12 protein-coding genes, 1 pseudogene and 1 riboswitch are annotated in these 15,522 nt (G+C 73.2%); of the genes and pseudogenes, 4 read left to right on the forward strand and 9 right to left on the reverse strand.

What is annotated here, in order from left to right:
* Nucleotides 1–19: 19 nt before the first annotated feature.
* Genes PE066_RS01920 through PE066_RS01950 form a run of 7 tightly spaced genes read right to left on the reverse strand, consistent with a single transcriptional unit; the run spans nt 20 to nt 7,431 of the window.
* A complete protein-coding gene (locus tag PE066_RS01920; protein ID WP_271234874.1) occupies nt 20–1,471 on the reverse strand; it encodes a cobyric acid synthase in 1,452 nt (483 codons plus the stop codon).
* 55 nt (nt 1,472–1,526) lie between these two features.
* Nucleotides 1,527–2,303, reverse strand: a complete 777-nt coding sequence (locus PE066_RS01925) for an ABC transporter ATP-binding protein (protein ID WP_271234875.1) — start codon at nt 2,301–2,303, stop codon at nt 1,527–1,529.
* Nucleotides 2,300–3,352 carry a FecCD family ABC transporter permease gene (locus PE066_RS01930; RefSeq protein ID WP_271234876.1) on the reverse strand — a complete coding sequence of 351 codons (1,053 nt, stop codon included), beginning with the start codon at nt 3,350–3,352 and terminating at the stop codon, nt 2,300–2,302. Before PE066_RS01930 ends, PE066_RS01925 begins: the two co-directional genes overlap by 4 nt.
* Entirely contained in the window at nt 3,349–4,212 is an 864-nt protein-coding gene (locus tag PE066_RS01935; protein WP_271234877.1) for an ABC transporter substrate-binding protein, read from the reverse strand. The genes PE066_RS01930 and PE066_RS01935 overlap by 4 nt, the downstream gene beginning before the upstream one ends.
* A complete protein-coding gene (locus tag PE066_RS01940; protein ID WP_271234878.1) occupies nt 4,209–4,802 on the reverse strand; it encodes a bifunctional adenosylcobinamide kinase/adenosylcobinamide-phosphate guanylyltransferase in 594 nt (197 codons plus the stop codon). Before PE066_RS01940 ends, PE066_RS01935 begins: the two co-directional genes overlap by 4 nt.
* Nucleotides 4,795–5,604, reverse strand: a complete 810-nt coding sequence (locus PE066_RS01945; protein WP_271234879.1) for an ABC transporter substrate-binding protein — start codon at nt 5,602–5,604, stop codon at nt 4,795–4,797. The genes PE066_RS01940 and PE066_RS01945 overlap by 8 nt, the downstream gene beginning before the upstream one ends.
* Nucleotides 5,605–5,613: 9 nt before the next feature.
* Nucleotides 5,614–7,431, reverse strand: coding sequence for a TonB-dependent receptor domain-containing protein (locus PE066_RS01950; RefSeq protein WP_271234880.1), 1,818 nt, complete (start codon nt 7,429–7,431; stop codon nt 5,614–5,616).
* Between the two features lie 67 nt (nt 7,432–7,498).
* Nucleotides 7,499–7,774, reverse strand: a riboswitch (cobalamin riboswitch).
* A gap of 36 nt (nt 7,775–7,810) precedes the next feature.
* Between PE066_RS01950 and zapB the strand changes: the two genes are divergently transcribed.
* The 3 genes from zapB to PE066_RS01965 all read left to right on the forward strand — a co-directional run bounded on the left by zapB (nt 7,811) and on the right by PE066_RS01965 (nt 9,657).
* Entirely contained in the window at nt 7,811–8,023 is a 213-nt protein-coding gene (zapB, locus tag PE066_RS01955; protein ID WP_271234881.1) for a cell division protein ZapB, read from the forward strand.
* A gap of 1 nt (nt 8,024) precedes the next feature.
* Complete coding sequence (locus PE066_RS01960) at nt 8,025–8,342, forward strand: cell division protein ZapA (protein WP_271234882.1); 318 nt, start codon at nt 8,025–8,027, stop codon at nt 8,340–8,342.
* A 499-nt stretch (nt 8,343–8,841) separates the two neighbouring features.
* On the forward strand, nt 8,842–9,657 hold the full coding sequence (locus PE066_RS01965) for a sulfite exporter TauE/SafE family protein (RefSeq protein WP_271234883.1): 816 nt from the start codon (nt 8,842–8,844) through the stop codon (nt 9,655–9,657).
* Between the two features lie 96 nt (nt 9,658–9,753).
* Here the strand turns inward: PE066_RS01965 and PE066_RS21400 are convergent.
* Both PE066_RS21400 and PE066_RS01970 read right to left on the reverse strand, forming a co-directional pair.
* Nucleotides 9,754–10,428, reverse strand: a pseudogene (locus PE066_RS21400) (alpha/beta fold hydrolase); the annotation flags it as partial.
* Nucleotides 10,429–10,434: 6 nt separating this feature from the next.
* Nucleotides 10,435–10,743 carry a hypothetical protein gene (locus PE066_RS01970; protein WP_271234884.1) on the reverse strand — a complete coding sequence of 103 codons (309 nt, stop codon included), beginning with the start codon at nt 10,741–10,743 and terminating at the stop codon, nt 10,435–10,437.
* 397 nt (nt 10,744–11,140) lie between these two features.
* Here PE066_RS01970 and PE066_RS01975 point away from each other — a divergent pair, with 397 nt between their 5' ends.
* Nucleotides 11,141–15,514 carry an ATP-binding protein gene (locus PE066_RS01975; protein WP_271234885.1) on the forward strand — a complete coding sequence of 1,458 codons (4,374 nt, stop codon included), beginning with the start codon at nt 11,141–11,143 and terminating at the stop codon, nt 15,512–15,514.
* Nucleotides 15,515–15,522 lie beyond the last annotated feature (8 nt).

Genomic DNA, 15,522 nt, shown 5'->3' on the forward strand with positions numbered 1-15,522 from the left:
CTGGCACCGCAAGGCCAGCTCAAGCAATGAGGCCATCGAGGACGCCGGCGTCGAAGTGGGTGTCGATGAAGGCGGCCAGGCCGTCGAACACGGCATCGAGTCCGGGCCCCGTCGAACCGAACAGCGCGCCGAGAAGCGCCGGATCCTCGAACAGGCCATGCAGGTACACGCCCAGCACGTTGCCTGCGGCGTTCTGCCAGGCCAGGCCCTGCGCCATCGCCACGCGTGCGAGCGCCATCCCGGCGTGCTGGGCGGTGCGGCCATGGCGGATCTCGTAGCCGCGCACCGGCAGGCCCGAGAGCGCCGACCACGGACCCTGCAGCGGGCCGAAGCGCGCCTGCGTGCGCCGCACCGTCTTGTCGGGCGCGAAGGCGGTCACCAGCGGCAGCAGGCCGAGGCCCGGCCCGTTGCCGTCGATGCCGTGCGGATCGACCAGCGCCTCGCCCAGCATCTGCAGCCCGCCGCAGATGCCCAGCACCGCACCACCGCCCTCCGCGTGGGCGGCGATCGCCGGCGCCAGCCGCTGCGCGCGCAGCCAGGCCAGGTCGCTGCTGGTGTGCTTGGAGCCGGGCAGCACGATCCAGTCCGCGCCGTCGAGTTCCGCGGGGCTGCGCGCCCAGCGCACCCGCACGCCGGGCAGTGCGAACAGCGGCTGGAACTCGTCGTGGTTGCTGATGCGCGGGTAGGCGACGATGGCCACGGTCGTGCGCCCCCTGCCGCCGGCCGGGCCGGGCTGCGCTGCCGGCTCGTCGATCGCCAGCCCGTCCTCCTGCGGCAGGCCGTGCCCGCGCCACATCGGCAGCGTCGCCACGGTCGGCACGCCGGTGAGCTGCTGCAGCTGCTGCGGGCCGGGCGCCAGCAGCGCCGCATCGCCGCGGAACTTGTTCAGCACGAAGCCGCGCATCAGCCTGCGCTCGCGCTCGTCCAGCAGCGCCCAGGTGCCGTACAGGTGGGCGAACGCGCCGCCGCGGTCGATGTCGGTGACCAGCAGGCAGCGCGCATCCGCATGCAGCGCGGTGCGCAGGTTGACGATGTCGTCGTCCTTCAGGTTGATCTCGGCCGGCGATCCCGCGCCCTCGATCACCACCACGTCGTTCTGCGCCCGCAGCTCGTCGAGCGCTGCGGCCACCTGCGGCCACACGCGGGCGCTGCGCCCGCGCCAGGGCGTGCGCGACAGGCCTTCGTCGACTTGCCCGAGCAGGACCACCTGGCTGCGCGTGTCGGACTCGGGCTTGAGCAGCAGCGGGTTCATGCGCACGTCCGGCTCGGCCCGCGCCGCCAGCGCCTGGAAGTACTGCGCGCTGCCGATCTCGCCGCCGGCCACCACGCGCGCGTTGTTGCTCATGTTCTGCGCCTTGAACGGCGCCACCGTCAGGCCCTGGCGCGCGTAGCGGCGGCACAGGGCGGTGGCCAGCCAGCTCTTGCCGGCGCCGCTGGTGGTGCCCAGCACCATGACGCAGCGCGCGGTCATCGCCGGGCCTTTGCCGCGGCGCGCCGGGCCCTGGGCTCGCAGGCGATGCGGCGGCTCATGGTTCGGCCAGCGCCACCCAGTGGCGATCCAGCGCGTGGACCCGGATGCGGCCGTCGAACACCTGGCGCACGGCTTCGTGGGTGGCGCCGTCGTGCGTCGGTCCGTGGTGCAGCACGCGCCCGTCGGCCACCACCAGCAGGTCGTCCGCACGCAGCGCCAGCGTGAGCTCGTGCAGCACGGTGACGGCGGTGCCGCCGCCGGCCACGTGGCGGCGCACCAGCGCCAGCACGTCGGCCTGGTGCGGCGGGTCCAGGTTGGCCAGCGGCTCGTCCATCAGCAGCACCGGCGCCTGCACCGCCAGCGCACGGGCCAGCAGCACGCGCTGGCGCTCGCCGCCGGACAACTGGCCGAGCGGCCGCGCCCGCCAGTCCCAGCACTGGGTCTGGCGCATCGCGTCCTCCACGCCGGCGTGGTCGGCGGCGGTGGGCGCAGCCAGCCAGGGGTGGTGCGGCAGGCGGCCCAGCATGGCGACGTCCCAGGCCCGCAGGTCCTCGGCACCGGCTTCCTGGCCCTGTCCCAGCCAGGCCAGGGCGCGGGCGCGCTCGCGGCGGGGCCAGTCGGGCACGGGGCGCCCGAGCAGGTCGACCCGGCCCTGCACGGGCAGCAGCTGCGCCAGCGCCTTCAGCAGCGTCGTCTTGCCGGCGCCGTTGGGCCCGACCACCGCCGTCCAGCGGCCCTGCGGCAGCGACAGGTCGACGCCGCGCAGCACCTCGCGGCCGGCCAGCGTCACCCGCAGGCCCTGGGCGGCGAGCGCCGGCACCGCCCGGTTCATGCCGCCCTCCGGTGCATCAGCCAGAGCAGGTAGGCGCCGCCCAGCAACGCGGTGAGCACGCCCACCGGCAGTTCGCGCGGCGCCAGCAGCCAGCGCGAGAGCACGTCGGCCGCCAGCAGCAGCACGCCGCCGGCCAGCGCCGACAGCGCCAGCAGCGCCCGGTGCGTCGGCCGCACGGCGGAGCGCACGATGTGCGGCGCCACCAGGCCGACGAAGGCGATCAGGCCGACCTGCGCGACCGCCGCCCCGGTGGCCAGCGCGATCGCGCCGACCAGGCCCCGGCGCACCGCGTTCAAGGACAGGCCCAGGCTGGCGGCCGCGGCTTCACCCAGCGCCAGGGCATCGAGCGCCGGGCTGAGCACCAGCGCACCCGCCAGCACCAGCGCGCCCATCGCCGCCAGCAGCAGCGTGCCGGTCCAGCCGAGCAGGCCGGTGGTGCCGAGCAGGAACGCCTGCATGGCCCGCAGCACGTCGGGCGACCACAGCATCACCAGCGCGGCCAGCGCGCCGAACACCACGCCGACGATCACGCCGGCCAGCAGCAGCCGCAGCGTGTGCTGCACGCCGCGCGCCAGCACCAGCGTGAGCAGCACCGCGGCCATCGCGCCGAGGAAGCCGGCGCCGGCCAGGCCCAGTTGCGCCAGCGCGCCGGCGGCCGTCCCCGGCGCCGCCCCCATCGCCACCAGCAGCACGGCGACGCCGAAGGCTGCGCCGGTGGAGCTGCCCATCAAATACGGATCGGCCAGCGGGTTGCGGAACAGGCCCTGCGCCAGGGCGCCGGCCAGCCCGAGCAGCGCGCCGGCGAGCCAGGCGCCCAGGCTGCGCGGCACGCGGATGTCCCAGGTGATGGCGCGCGCGGCTTCCGTGCCGTCCCACAGCGGCTCCCAGCCGAGCGAGCCGACGGCGGCGCCCAGCAGCAGCAGCAGCAGGCTGGCGGCCAGCGCCGCGCCGGTGAACCAGCGCACGCGCCGGGCCTGCGCGTCCAGCCAGGCATCGGTGCGGCTCGCCGCGGTGCGCCCGGTCTCCAGGGTCTTGTCGGCGCTGTTCATCGGTGCTCGGCCAGCCGCCCCGCCAGGCAGTCGGCCATCAGTTGCGCCGCGTCGGCCAGCCGCGGCCCCGGCCGGGCGAGCACGTCGCCCTGCTCCGCCGTGAAGCGGCATACGCGGCCTTCGCGCAGGGCCCGGATGCGCGGCCAGCCCGGCCGCGCCGCGAGCGCCGCGGCATCGCGCTGCCAGGCCATGATCACCTGCGGGTCGGCGCGCACCACGAACTCGGGGTTGAGCAGCGGCACCGTGCCCAGCCGGCCCGGCACCACGTTCACCGCCCCGAGCCGCGCCAGGATCTCGCCGATGTGGGACGACTCGCTGGCCGCATAGGGGCCGCTGCTCACCTCGAAGTAGACGGTCGTGCCGCGGCGCTCGCGCGGCACGCTGCGGGCGGCGGCATCGACGCCGGCGCCGATGCGCTGCCACACGGCCTCGGCGCCGCCCACCTGCAGCGCGTCGGCGACCCCCGCCAGCACGCGGCGCACGTCGGCCAGGGTCTTGATGTCGAAGCCCATCACCGGCAGCCCCAGCGCCTGCAGGCGGCCGAGCGCACGCGAGGTGGACGACAGCAGCACCAGGTCGGGTTGCAGGCCGACGATGCGCTCGATGCGCGGGTCGTCCACGCCGCCGACGCGCGGCAGCGATTGCACCGATGCCGGCCAGTTGGCGTAGTCGTCGACGCCCACCAGCCGGTCGCAGGCGCCCAGCGCGCACACGGTCTCGCCCAGCGAAGGCAGCAGCGTCACGATGCGGCGGGGCGGCTGGCGCAGCTCCACCGCCACGCCGCGGTCGTCGGTCACGGTGACGGCCAGGACCGGCGCCGCGGCCAGCACGAATATCAGCGCGGCCAGCAGGCGCCTCATGCGCTTGCCTTCAGCACCAGAGGCAGGCCGTTGGACATCAGCGTGACCCGTTCGCAGGCCGCCGCGGCCTGCCGGTCGAGCCGGCCCAGGGTCTCGGCGTACTGGCGCGCATCGCGGCCGCCCAGGTCACCGGCATCGCCGGCGTGGCCGACCAGCACCAGCGGACCGGCGCAGGCAGCGATGGCATCCGCCAGCGACGCAGGCGGCGCCCCCTCGGCCCTTCTTCCAGGGTCGGCGATCAGGTCATGGCCGGACGGCTGATCCACCGTCCCCATCATCAGCGCCGTCAGCCACAGCGTCAGGGCATCGGCCACCACCAGCGTGCCGGGCCGGCTGCTGGCGCCCAGCGCGTGCGCCAGCGCCAGCGGCTCCTCCGCCGTGCGCAGGCGGCCCGGCGCCGCGTCGCGGGCCGCCCGCGCGACCCGCTCGCGCATCTCCGCGTCCCAGGCCTGGGCGCAGGCCACGTAGATGGCCTCGTGCGCCGCCGACAGCGACAGCCAGGCGCCGGCGAGCGCGACCGCGCGCGCGGCCTGGCCGCCTGCCGGCGTCCCCAGCACCAGCTCGCTGCGGGCCACGCGCAGGTCAGCCATGGCGGGCGCCCCAGTCCATGACGATGCGGTGCAGCTGCTCGACGCCGTCGGTCAGCGCCGCCGGCCCGGGCTGCAGGATGTCGGCCGACTTGATCTCGAACAGCTGGCCGTCGCGCACCGCGTTCACCTGCTGCCAGCCGGGCCGCGCGGCGACGCGCTCAGGCCTGAATTTCTTGCCGCACCAGGAGCCGATCACGATGTCCGGGTTACGCCGCACCACCTCGCCGGGATCGGCCAGGATGCGGTCCTTGCCCAGCGGCTGCGCCGCCAGCTCGGGAAAGCAATCGTCACCGCCGGCGATGCCCAGCAGCTCGCTGACCCAGCGGATGCCGCTGATCAGCGGCTCGTCCCATTCCTCGAAGAACACGCGCGGGCGGCGCGGCAGCGCCGCCGCCGCCGCGCGGATCGCGTCGAGCCGCTCGCGCATCGCCTGCAGCAGCTCCAGCCCGCGCTCGGCGCGGCCGACCAGGGCTGCCACCTGGAACAGCATGGCGAAGACCTGATCGACGCTGCGCTGGTTGAAGATGGTGACCTGCACGCCGCGCCGCACCAGCTCGGCGGCGATGTCGGCCTGCAGGTCGGAGAAGCCGAACACGCAGTCCGGCTCCAGCGCCAGGATCCGGTCGATCTTCGCCGAGGTGAAGGCGCTGACCCGCGGCTTGTCCTGGCGCGCCCTAGGCGGGCGCACCGTGTAGCCGGAGATGCCCACGATCCGCGCCTCCTCGCCGAGCAGGTACAGCCATTCGGTCGTCTCCTCGGTGAGGCAGACGATGCGGCGCGGTCCGCAGGGCAAGGCGATCATCGGGCCACTTTACTTCGGCTGCCAGCGCAGGGTCAGGTAGAACTCGCGCCCCGGCTGGTTGTAGCCGTAGGCGGTTTCGTAGCGCCTGTCGGCCAGGTTGTTCAGCCGGGCCTGGAGCGACCACCCGGGCGCGAACCGCCAGTCGGCGTAGAGATCGGCCGTGGCGTAGCCGCCCAGAGGCTGCGAGTTGGCCACGTCGTCGTAGCGTTTGCCGACGCCCAGCAGGTTGGCTCCCACGGTCCACTTCGAATCGACCTGCCAGTCGGCGCCCAGGTTGGCGGCATGGCGGGCCCGGCGCGGCAGCAACTGCTGGGTCACGGCGTTGCGGGGATCCAGGAATTCCAGGTTGGCGCGCAGCGCCACACGCTCCACCTTCCCCGTGTACCCCAGCGACCAGCCGTCGATGCGCACCCGCGGGATGTTCACCGGCAGGGTGGTGTTGGTCATGAAGCCGCGGATGCGGTTGTCGAACCGCACCAGCCTGAGCTCGTGCTCGCCGGCGGTGTAGGTCACGCCCAGGTCCGTGTTGCGGCCGCGCTCAGGCTGCAGCAGCGGATTGCCGAAGCGCGGGAAGTACAGCTGGTTGAACGAAGGCGCGACGAAGGACGTGCCATGCGAGGCATGCACCCGCCATGCGGGCGAGAAGCGGTAGCCGTAGCCGGCAAACCAGGTGTCGGCCGTGCCGAACTGCGAGTTGCGGTCGCGGCGTGCATTGGCCTGCCAGCTGTGGCCACCCGTGCTGCCGTTCAGGCCCAGGAACACCGCGTCGATCGCGCGCGAGCTGACGGTGTAGGCGGTGGTGGCGTCCACGTCCTGCTCGCGCCGTTCCAGGCCGGCGAGCACCGCACCCAGCGGCGAGTCGACGTGGTTCTGCCAGGTCCACTGAGTCTCGCGCGTGCGGAACGCACCCGGGAAGTTCGCCTCGATGATGTTCGCGGTGTCGCTCGCCTGCGAGACCCGCAACTCCGTGCGCCAGCCCTCCAGCACGCGCCCTTCGACGCCGGCACGGGCCGTGGTGGCGCGGATCGCGGTGCGCGCGTTCACGCCCAGGCCGTCGTCGTACCAGCTGATGCCGTCCGAATGCATCAGGCCCGCATCCGCGCGCCAGCCGCCGCCGAAGTCATGGCTCACGGAGGCGTTGACCGCGTCCTGGTAGAAGGGGTCCACGTCCGGGTTGTAGTTGCCGAACGGGACGTAGGGCTGGGTGCTGTTGAAGCCGCGCTCGCGCAGGCGCTGTGCGCCGAGGGCGTAGCGCCAGCCGCCCTGCCCTCCTTGCAGGCCGCCTGCCGCGAGCCAGTGGCGGTTGCTGCCGGCGGTCAGGGCGGCGTGCGGATGGAAGCCTTCCTGGCCGCGCCGCGTGAACACCTGCACGACGCCGCCCACGCCCTCGCTGCCGTACAGCGCGGAGGCCGGACCCTTGAGGATCTCGATGCGCTCGATCATCTCCACCGGCAGGGCGTCCCAGGTCGGCGTGCCGGCGGTGGCCGAACCGATGCGCACGCCGTCGACCATCAGGATGGTGTGGCGGTTCTCGGCGCCGCGGATGAACACGCTCGGCTGCTTGCCGCGGCCGCCGTTGGAGGACATCTGCACGCCGGCAGTGCGCGCAAGCAGTTCCGGCAGGGTGCGGGCGGACGAGGCCTCGATGGCGGCGCGGTCGACCACCTGCACCTCGCTGACCAGGTCATCCGCCAGGGTGGGCGAACGGGTGGCGGTGACGACGGTGGGCTTGAGCGTGCCCGTCTGGGCGTGCGTGAAGACAGGGAAACAGGCAGCGAGCGCCAGCGACAGCCGGGCCAGTCGCGCCGAGGAACGGAAAGCGTTCATGGAAACGAGAAAGCAAGCGAGCCCCGGCCGGCTTCCCCGCCGGCATATGGGGCAATACGGCCGCGCAAGCGCAGCCACCTCGTTGGCCGGTATCCGGGCTGGCGGAGGACGCCTCCATCGCCTTCCCGGCGGCGTGAGTTTCGGCACGCGCGCCAGTGGCTTGCTGTGATGGGGCGGGCGCCTGCGGGGCAGGCGCCTCCGCTTACCGTTGCGGGGGCAGCGCAGGTTGGCTCGCTTTCCGCGCGGGCGCGGCGATTGCCACGCTGGCGGAGCAGGCTCCCTGCTTCCCGTTGAACTGCGGCATGCGAACCACACCGCGGGCACCAACGCGTCGATTCTAGGCGCAAGGCGAGCCGCAACCCTACAATCCCTTACAGCCATGGCCACCGCTTCCCAGGTCGATCAAATCGCCGAACGCGTCGAGCGCCTGCTCGTGCGCTACGAGGAGCTGCAGCGCACCAACGCGCTGCTGCAGCAGCAAGTGGACGCGCTCACCCAGGAACGGGATTCGCTCAAGTCGCGCCTGTCGGCGGCGCGGGCGCGGGTCGATGCGCTGCTCGAGCGCCTGCCCGACATGAACTCGGCCACCTGACATGCCCGCCACCAAGCAGATCGAAGTCCAGATCATGGGCCAGAGCTACCTGCTCGGCTGCCCCGAGGGCGGCGAAGGCCGGCTGCTGGAGGCGGTGGAGAAGGTCGACACCGCCATGTGCCGCATCCGCGACGCCGGCAAGGTCAAGGCGCGCGACCGCATCGCGGTGCTGGCGGCGCTGAACCTCGCGTTCGACGTGGCCGACCGGCAGGCGCCCCCGCCCGCGCCGCCGGCCGCCGAGGGCGAGTTCGATCCGCGCCTGGCGCTGCTGCTCGATCGGCTCGATCGCGCGCTGGGCCAGGATGGGCGCCTGATCTAGCAAGCGGCGGCTGCAGCCGGCCCTGTCAAGCTCGGCGGCGCATTGTCCGAACCATGCCGGTGTTTTGCGCCGCAAGCGCCCCACGCGCGCAGGCCAGCCCCTAGAATGACCTTCGTCTGCAGTGCATGCCGGGCTTTATATTTCCTTGAACCAATGCTCTTCGAGCTCGGGCCTGGAACAAACCTGGCGAGCGTGAACGTCTCGCGTCAGATGATCCCAACGCCTGGTTGACCTAGCCCACCTGAACCCCCGGTTCAGGATGCCGGTCCGGTGGCAACTGCAGACACCCTATTCTGTCCACGATGAAATCGCTGCGCGATTTCATCGTGGTGACTAGCCAGATGACGAAGGCCGGAGTGAATCCGGCCTTCGTCATTGTGGGACCGCGCTGCACGTTGTTCCGCGCGGTCCGGCACATCGATCTGAAGCAAAGCATCAGATCGATGCTGGCTCAGCGACAATCGCGGGTTGCGCCTCGAACGGCGCGAACAGCAACAGCATGGACCTCGCGATTTACCTCGTTCTCGAACTGGCCGCGCTCGGCCTGGCCACCGGCTTCCTGGCCGGACTCCTGGGCATCGGAGGCGGCATGATCATGGTGCCGTTCATCACCCTGATCCTGGGCCAGCGCGGCGTCGATCCCGACCTGGCGGTGAAGATGGCGATCGCCACCTCCATGGCCACCATCATCTTCACCTCGGTCTCCAGCGTGCGCGCCCACCACAAGCGCGGCGCGGTGCGCTGGGACCTCGTCAAGCGGCTCGCTCCCGGCATCGTGATCGGCAGCCTGGCCGGCAGCCTGGGCGTGTTCGCACTGCTCAAGGGCAGCGTGCTGGCCATCGTCTTCGCCGGCTTCGTCGGCTTCTCGGCCACCCAGATGTTCCTGAACAAGAAGCCCAAGCCGACCCGCCAGATGCCCGGCACCGCCGGCACGGTGGCGGCCGGCGGCGTGATCGGCTTCCTTTCAGGCCTGGTGGGCGCCGGCGGCGGCTTCATCAGCGTGCCCTTCATGGCCTGGTGCAACGTCGCCATCCACAACGCGGTCGCGACCTCGGCCGCGCTCGGCTTCCCGATCGCGGTGGCCAACGTGGTCGGCTACGTCGGCAGCGGGATGCGGGTCGGGGGCTTGCCGCCGGGCTCGTTCGGCTACATCTGGCTGCCGGCGCTGGCCGTGATCGCGCTGGCCAGCGTCAGCACCGCCCCGCTCGGCGCGCGCGCCGCCCACGCCCTGCCGGTCGCCCGGCTCAAGCGGATCTTCGCCAGCATCCTGTACGTGCTGGCCGCCTACATGCTCTACAAGGGCCTGGCGGGCTGACGCTTCCCGCGCCCGCTGCGTCACCTCGCGCAGCACCTGCAGCACCAGTTCCGGCTGCGTCAGTTGCGGGAAGTGCCCGCTGCGCCGTGCGATCACCTGCCGGCCCAGCGGCGACAGCTGCGCCAGCGCCCGCTGGTGCTCCTGGCGCCGCCGCAGCTCGCCGGCCGGCACCAGCCAGCGCGGCGGCTCGCGGCCGCCGCTGACCACGACCAGCGGCACCGGCGGGAACGCCGCGGCGGACTCGACCTCGCGCACCGTCTGGCCGATCCGCTCCAGCTCCAGATGCACGTTTGCGCGCAGCCGGCGCCGGGGCACCGACAGCAGCTTCGCCAGCACCCGCGCCAGGCGCCCTTCGTGCCCTTCGAGCGATGCGCCGTCCCGCGGGTGGGTCGCCTCCAGCAGCACCACGCCGGCCACTTCGGCCGGATGGCAGCGTGCGAAGAGCTGGGCATGCAGGCCGCCGAGCGAGTGGCCGACCAGCACATAGGGGGGCGACAGCCGCAGCGCCGACAGCAGCTGGCGCAAGGCGGCCACCACCGCGCTGGCCGCTTGCGGCCGGCGCGCCACGCTGGCGCCGGCGCCGGCGCGGTTCCAGGCCAGCGTGCGGCCGATCGCCTCGATGCCGGGGTACAGGCGGCTCCAGCCCTCCAGCGTCACGCCGGCGCCGCTGAGCAGGACCAGCGGCGGCGACCCCTCACCCGACAGCACGAATTCCACCGCGCCGGCGGATATCTCCAGCCGGCGACGCGGCGGCAAGGAACCGGCTCGCACCCGCGTTCAGGCTCCGCCGATGCCGCGCACCACCTTGCCGGTGCCTTCGCATTCCGGGCAGGGACCGCCATTGAGCTGGCCGCTGCCGCCGCAGGCGCGGCAGATGTCCTCGCCGGTGCCGGGCGTGCCGGGGGGCGCCTCGTCGCCGGGGGCCATGGGCAAAGTCGGCCCGGCGGCGCGAATGCCGGATGGGTCCGTCGCGGCTGCGGCCGATGGACGCAACGCCAGGTCGATGGCAGCGCCCGGATCCTCCTCGCCGGCCACGGATTCGCTCAGGTCGATGGGGCCGGTGCTCGGCAGTCGTTCGTCAGCCATGGCGTTCTCGCGGAAGGGTTCACCCATGCTAGGCATCCCGTGCGCGCCGCACCGTAGGACGGGGCCGGGCGAGCGCAACCGCGAGTGGGGACAGGCCGGACGAGTGCGGCCGCGCGTTGCACAGAGATACCTCAAGGCAGAGTTGCCGACGGCCTAGACTGCGGGCCGCCCCCGTTGGAGCGAACACCGCGACGAGCCGGCACGGCAGCAGCCCTGCCACGACGGCACTGGCGACGGCGACCGCAATTAGCTCTTCCATCGGCGCGCGGCACGCTGGCTCGTCATTTGACAAGCCGGCGCAATCGGCAGAAAACAGCGGCCGCGCGATGGCAAAAGATCAGCGGCCCGATGCAGCAGCCGGCCGCGGCACGCAGCCACGCGATACCACGACGCATCCATGAAAGAAACCACGGGCCTGCCCCAGTCGAACGACTCCCACTGCACCGCCGCAGGGGTGTCCCTGCTGGCGGGTTCCACGGCCAAGGCCGAAGCCATCGCCGAGAGCGACATGGCGGCCCTGGTGTCCGGCCACGACTGGGCGTCCACCCCGCTCGGCCCGGCCGAGCAGTGGCCGCAAAGCCTCAAGAGCGCGGTGCGCCTGATGCTGGCCTCGCGCTACCCGATGTTCATCTGCTGGGGGCCCCAGCTCACCTCCCTCTACAACGACGCCTACGTCGCCTTCCTCGGCCCGCGCCACCCCTGGGCGCTGGGCAGCAGCGCGCGCGAGACCTGGGCCGACATCTGGCACGTGGTGGGCCCGCAGGTGGACAGCGCGATGCAGCGCGGCGCCGCCACCTGGAACGACCGCGTGCTGCTGGTGATGCACCGCAAGGGCTTCGCCGAGGAAACCTACTTCACCTTTTCCTTCAGCCCCTGCTTCGACGACTCGGGCGAAGTCGGCGGCGTCTACTGCGCCTGCACCGACGAGACCGACCGGGTGCTGGGCGACCGCCGCCTCAAGAGCCTGGCGGCGCTGGCCGCGGCGGTGCAGGACTCGCACAACCCGCGCGAGGCCTGCGAGGCCGCCGCGCGCACGCTGGCCGGCAACCCGCATGACCTGCCCTTCGTGCTGCTGTACCTGCAGGAAGGCGACAGCGCGCGGCTGGCCGCCCGCTGCGGCGTCGATGACGCCCGGCTCGCCGTGCCGCAGGTCGCGCTGGCGGCGCCGGAAGGTCCCTGGCCGCTGGCCGCGGTGGCGGCGCGGCGCGAGCCGGCCGTGGTGGCCGGCGTCACCGCGCACGCCGAGGTGACGGCCGGGCCCTGGCCCGAACCGGTGGAGGACGCGATCGTGCTGCCGCTGCCGGCCAGTGCGCCGGGCGCGCCGGCCGGCTTCATGGTCGCCGGTCTCAACCCGCGCCGGCCGCTGGACGGCGACTACCGCGACTACCTGGGGCTGCTGGCCCAGCGGGTGGCCAGCGCCATCGCCGATGCGCGCAGTTTCGAGGCGGAGCAGCAGCGCGCCCGCTCGCTGGCCGAGCTGGATCGTGCCAAGACGCTGTTCTTCTCGAACGTCAGCCACGAGCTGCGCACGCCGCTGGCGCTGGTGCTGGGGCCGGTAAGCGACCTGCTCGAAGGCGGCGCCGTCAGCGGGCCGGCGCGCGACGCGCTGCGGCTGGCCCAGCGCAACGGCCATCGGCTGCAGCGGCTGGTCAACACGCTGCTGGAGTTCTCGCGCTTCGAAGGCGGCCGGGTGCAGGCGCGGTTCCGGCCGCTGGACCTCGGGGCCCACACCGCCGGCCTGGCCGCCTTCTTCCAGTCGGCCGCGACACGCGCGGGCCTGGCGCTGCACATCCGCTGCGAGCCGCTGCCCGAGCCGGTGTACGTGGACCGCAGCCTGTGGGAGAAGATCGTCTTCAACCTGGTGTCCAACGCGATCAAGTACACCCTGGTCGGGCAGGTCGTCGTGCGGCTGAAGCCCACGCCCACCGGGGCCCGGCTGGAAGTGTTGGACACCGGCGTGGGCATTCCCGAAGAGGCGCTGCCGCGCGTGTTCGAGCGCTTCTACCGGGTGGAAGGCGCGCACGGCCGCAGCATCGAGGGCACCGGCATCGGCCTGGCGCTGGTCGCCGAGCTGGTGCGGCTGCACGGCGGCACGGTGCAGGTGCAAAGCCGTCTGGGCGAAGGCAGCACCTTCACGGTCGATCTGCCCTGGGGCAGCGCCCACCTGGACCCCGGGCAGGTGGAGCAGGCCGGGGAAGCCGCCCCGGCCACCGAACCGCCGCGCGGCTGGCTGGACGAAGTCGAGGGCTGGATCGACCACACCGCGGCCGAACCGCTGCCGGCCGACTTCGCCTTCGCGCCGGCCTTGCCGCCACAGCCGCCGGCCGCCGGCCATCGCCCCCGGGTGCTGGTCGCCGACGACAACGCCGACATGCGCGCCTACCTGGCCCAGCTGGTGGGCCACGAGCACGAGGTGCAGGTGGTCGGCGACGGCTGGCAGGCCCTGCGGGCGATCGACGAATGGATGCCCGACCTGGTGGTCACCGACGCCAGCATGCCGGGGCTGGACGGCTTCGGGCTGCTGCAGCGCCTGCGCGCCGACCCCGGCACCGCCGCCTTGCCGGTGGTGATGCTGTCGGCCCGCGCCGGGCACGGCGCGCGCCTGCAGGCACTGGAGGCCGGCGCCGACGACTTCCTGGTCAAGCCCTTCCATGCGCGCGAGCTGCTCGCGCGCCTGTCGGCCACGCTGCGGCTGGCGCAGGTGCGGCGCGAGGCGATGGAGCGCGAGCAGGCGCTGCGCGCCGAGGTGCAGGAGGTGCTGGAGAGCGTCACCGACAGCTTCGTCGTGGTCGACCGGGACTGGCTTTTCACCTACGTCAACGGCGCCGCCGAGGCGGTGTTCGGCCGGTCGCGCGAAAGCATGCTGGGCCGCAGCTACTGGGAGCTGTTTCCCAAGGCGCGCGGATCGGTGTTCGAGGAGCCGTTGCTGCGCGCCATGCGCGAGCGCGAGCCGACCACCGTGGACGGGCCGATCGACCCCATGGCCGGCTGGTTCGAAGCCAGCATCTACCCGGTCGCTTCGGGCGGGCTGGCCTGCTCGTTCCGCGACGTACTGCAGACCCGGCTGCTGGAGCGCAGCATCCGCGAGAGCGAGGCGCAGCAGCGCTTCCTGGCCGACTTCGGCGGGCTGATGCAGCGCATCGAGGATCCCGAGGCGGTGCTCGATGCCGCGGTCCGGGCGCTGGCCGAATACCTGCGGGCCGATCGCTGCACCTGGGTGCTGTTCGACGAGGACGAGGACAGCTTCGAGATCCGCGGCGAGTTCCGGCGCGAGGGCCTGACCAGCAGCCTGGGCCGGTTGCGCCTGCGGGACTTCGGTGGTGAGCAGTTGCGGCTGTACCGCGCCGCCCTGCCCTTCGTCGTGCACGACATCGCCGGCGATGCCCGCATCGACGCCGCGCAGCGCGACGCGTTCCGGCTCATGGGCGCCGGCGCCCACGCGTCCTTCGGCATCCTGCGCGCCGGCCGGCTGGTGGCCGGCATCGGGGTGCAGCAGTGCACGGCGCGGCGCTGGAGCGAATCGGAGGTGGTGCTGCTGCAGGCGGCCACCCAGCGCTGCTGGGAGGCCTTCGAGCGCGCCCAGGTCCAGCGCCGCCAGCGCGAGGCGGCCGAAGCGCTGGCGCAGGCGCTGGCGGCGCTGCAGCAGGTCGAGCGGCGCAAGGACCAGTTCATCGCCACCCTGGCGCACGAGCTGCGCAACCCGCTGGCGCCCTTGCGCAACGGCGTGCAGTTGCTCGAGCTCGGCGGCGGCCCCGACAGCGGCGCGCGGGTACAGGCGATGATGCGCCGCCAGATCGACCATCTGGTGCGGCTGGTCGACGACCTGCTGGAGGTCTCGCGCATCACCTCCGGCAAGGTGGTGCTGCAGCGCGGCCGGATGTCGCTGCACGAACTGCTGGCCGGGGCGGTCGAGTCCTGCCGGCCGGTGCTGGACGCCGCCCGCCACTCGCTGCACGTGGACATCGGCGCGGTGGCGGCCGTCGAGGTGGACGGCGACCCGCTGCGGCTGGGGCAGGTGTTCGCCAACCTGCTGAACAACTCGGCCAAGTACACCGACCCCGGCGGCCATGTCGCGCTGACCGCCCGGACCGACGGCGCGCAGGCCGTGGTGCAGGTGCAGGACAACGGCATGGGCCTGCCGCCCGAGATGCTGGAGGAGGTGTTCCAGCCCTTCGTGCAGGCCGACCGTTCGGCTGCGCGCGCGCAGGGCGGGCTGGGCATCGGCCTGTCGATCGTGCGCAGCCTGGTGGAGCTGCACGGCGGCGTGGTGTTCGCGCAGAGCGACGGCCCGGGCAAGGGCAGCACCTTCGAGGTCCGCATCCCGGTCCTGCCCGCGCAACAAGGCGAGGCCCCCGCGCCGGCCGCCGACCCGGCCGCACCGCCGGTGCAGCCGGAGGGGCCGTCGGTGCTGGTGGTCGATGACAACCGCGACGCCGCCGACAGCCTGGGCGCGATGCTGGAGATGATGGGGGCCACCACGCGCGTGGTCTACGGCGGCCCCGACGCGCTGGCGGCGGCGCAGGAGCAGCCGCCCCAGCTGGTGCTGCTGGACCTGGGCATGCCCGGCATGGACGGCTACGAGGTCGTGCGCCGGCTGGCCGGGCACCCGCGGCGCGATCGCATGCACGTGGTCGCGCTGACCGGCTGGGGCCAGGCCGAGGACCGCCAGCGCACGCGCGAGGCCGGCTTCGACGAGCACCTGGTCAAGCCGGCCGACATCGACACCCTGCAGGCGCTGCTGGGCCGGGTGGGCAGCGCGGTGGCGGGCTGACATCGCCG

Origin of the sequence: Ramlibacter tataouinensis, from assembly GCF_027941915.1 — a bacterium.
Classification (GTDB): Bacteria; Pseudomonadota; Gammaproteobacteria; order Burkholderiales; family Burkholderiaceae_C; genus Ramlibacter; species Ramlibacter tataouinensis_C.

What these genes read in the sequence shown, in the direction of transcription:
- PE066_RS01965 (WP_271234883.1), top strand. Translation starts at nt 8,842, where the DNA reads ATGGACCTCGCGATTTACCTCGTTCTCGAACTGGCCGCGCTCGGCCTG.
- PE066_RS01930 (WP_271234876.1), bottom strand. Translation starts at nt 3,352, where the DNA reads ATGAACAGCGCCGACAAGACCCTGGAGACCGGGCGCACCGCGGCGAGC.
- PE066_RS01970 (WP_271234884.1), bottom strand. Translation starts at nt 10,743, where the DNA reads ATGGCTGACGAACGACTGCCGAGCACCGGCCCCATCGACCTGAGCGAA.
- PE066_RS01920 (WP_271234874.1), bottom strand. Translation starts at nt 1,471, where the DNA reads ATGACCGCGCGCTGCGTCATGGTGCTGGGCACCACCAGCGGCGCCGGC.
- PE066_RS01945 (WP_271234879.1), bottom strand. Translation starts at nt 5,604, where the DNA reads ATGATCGCCTTGCCCTGCGGACCGCGCCGCATCGTCTGCCTCACCGAG.
- PE066_RS01975 (WP_271234885.1), top strand. Translation starts at nt 11,141, where the DNA reads ATGAAAGAAACCACGGGCCTGCCCCAGTCGAACGACTCCCACTGCACC.
- PE066_RS01935 (WP_271234877.1), bottom strand. Translation starts at nt 4,212, where the DNA reads ATGAGGCGCCTGCTGGCCGCGCTGATATTCGTGCTGGCCGCGGCGCCG.
- PE066_RS01925 (WP_271234875.1), bottom strand. Translation starts at nt 2,303, where the DNA reads ATGAACCGGGCGGTGCCGGCGCTCGCCGCCCAGGGCCTGCGGGTGACG.
- PE066_RS01940 (WP_271234878.1), bottom strand. Translation starts at nt 4,802, where the DNA reads ATGGCTGACCTGCGCGTGGCCCGCAGCGAGCTGGTGCTGGGGACGCCG.
- zapB (WP_271234881.1), top strand. Translation starts at nt 7,811, where the DNA reads ATGGCCACCGCTTCCCAGGTCGATCAAATCGCCGAACGCGTCGAGCGC.
- PE066_RS01950 (WP_271234880.1), bottom strand. Translation starts at nt 7,431, where the DNA reads ATGAACGCTTTCCGTTCCTCGGCGCGACTGGCCCGGCTGTCGCTGGCG.
- PE066_RS01960 (WP_271234882.1), top strand. Translation starts at nt 8,025, where the DNA reads ATGCCCGCCACCAAGCAGATCGAAGTCCAGATCATGGGCCAGAGCTAC.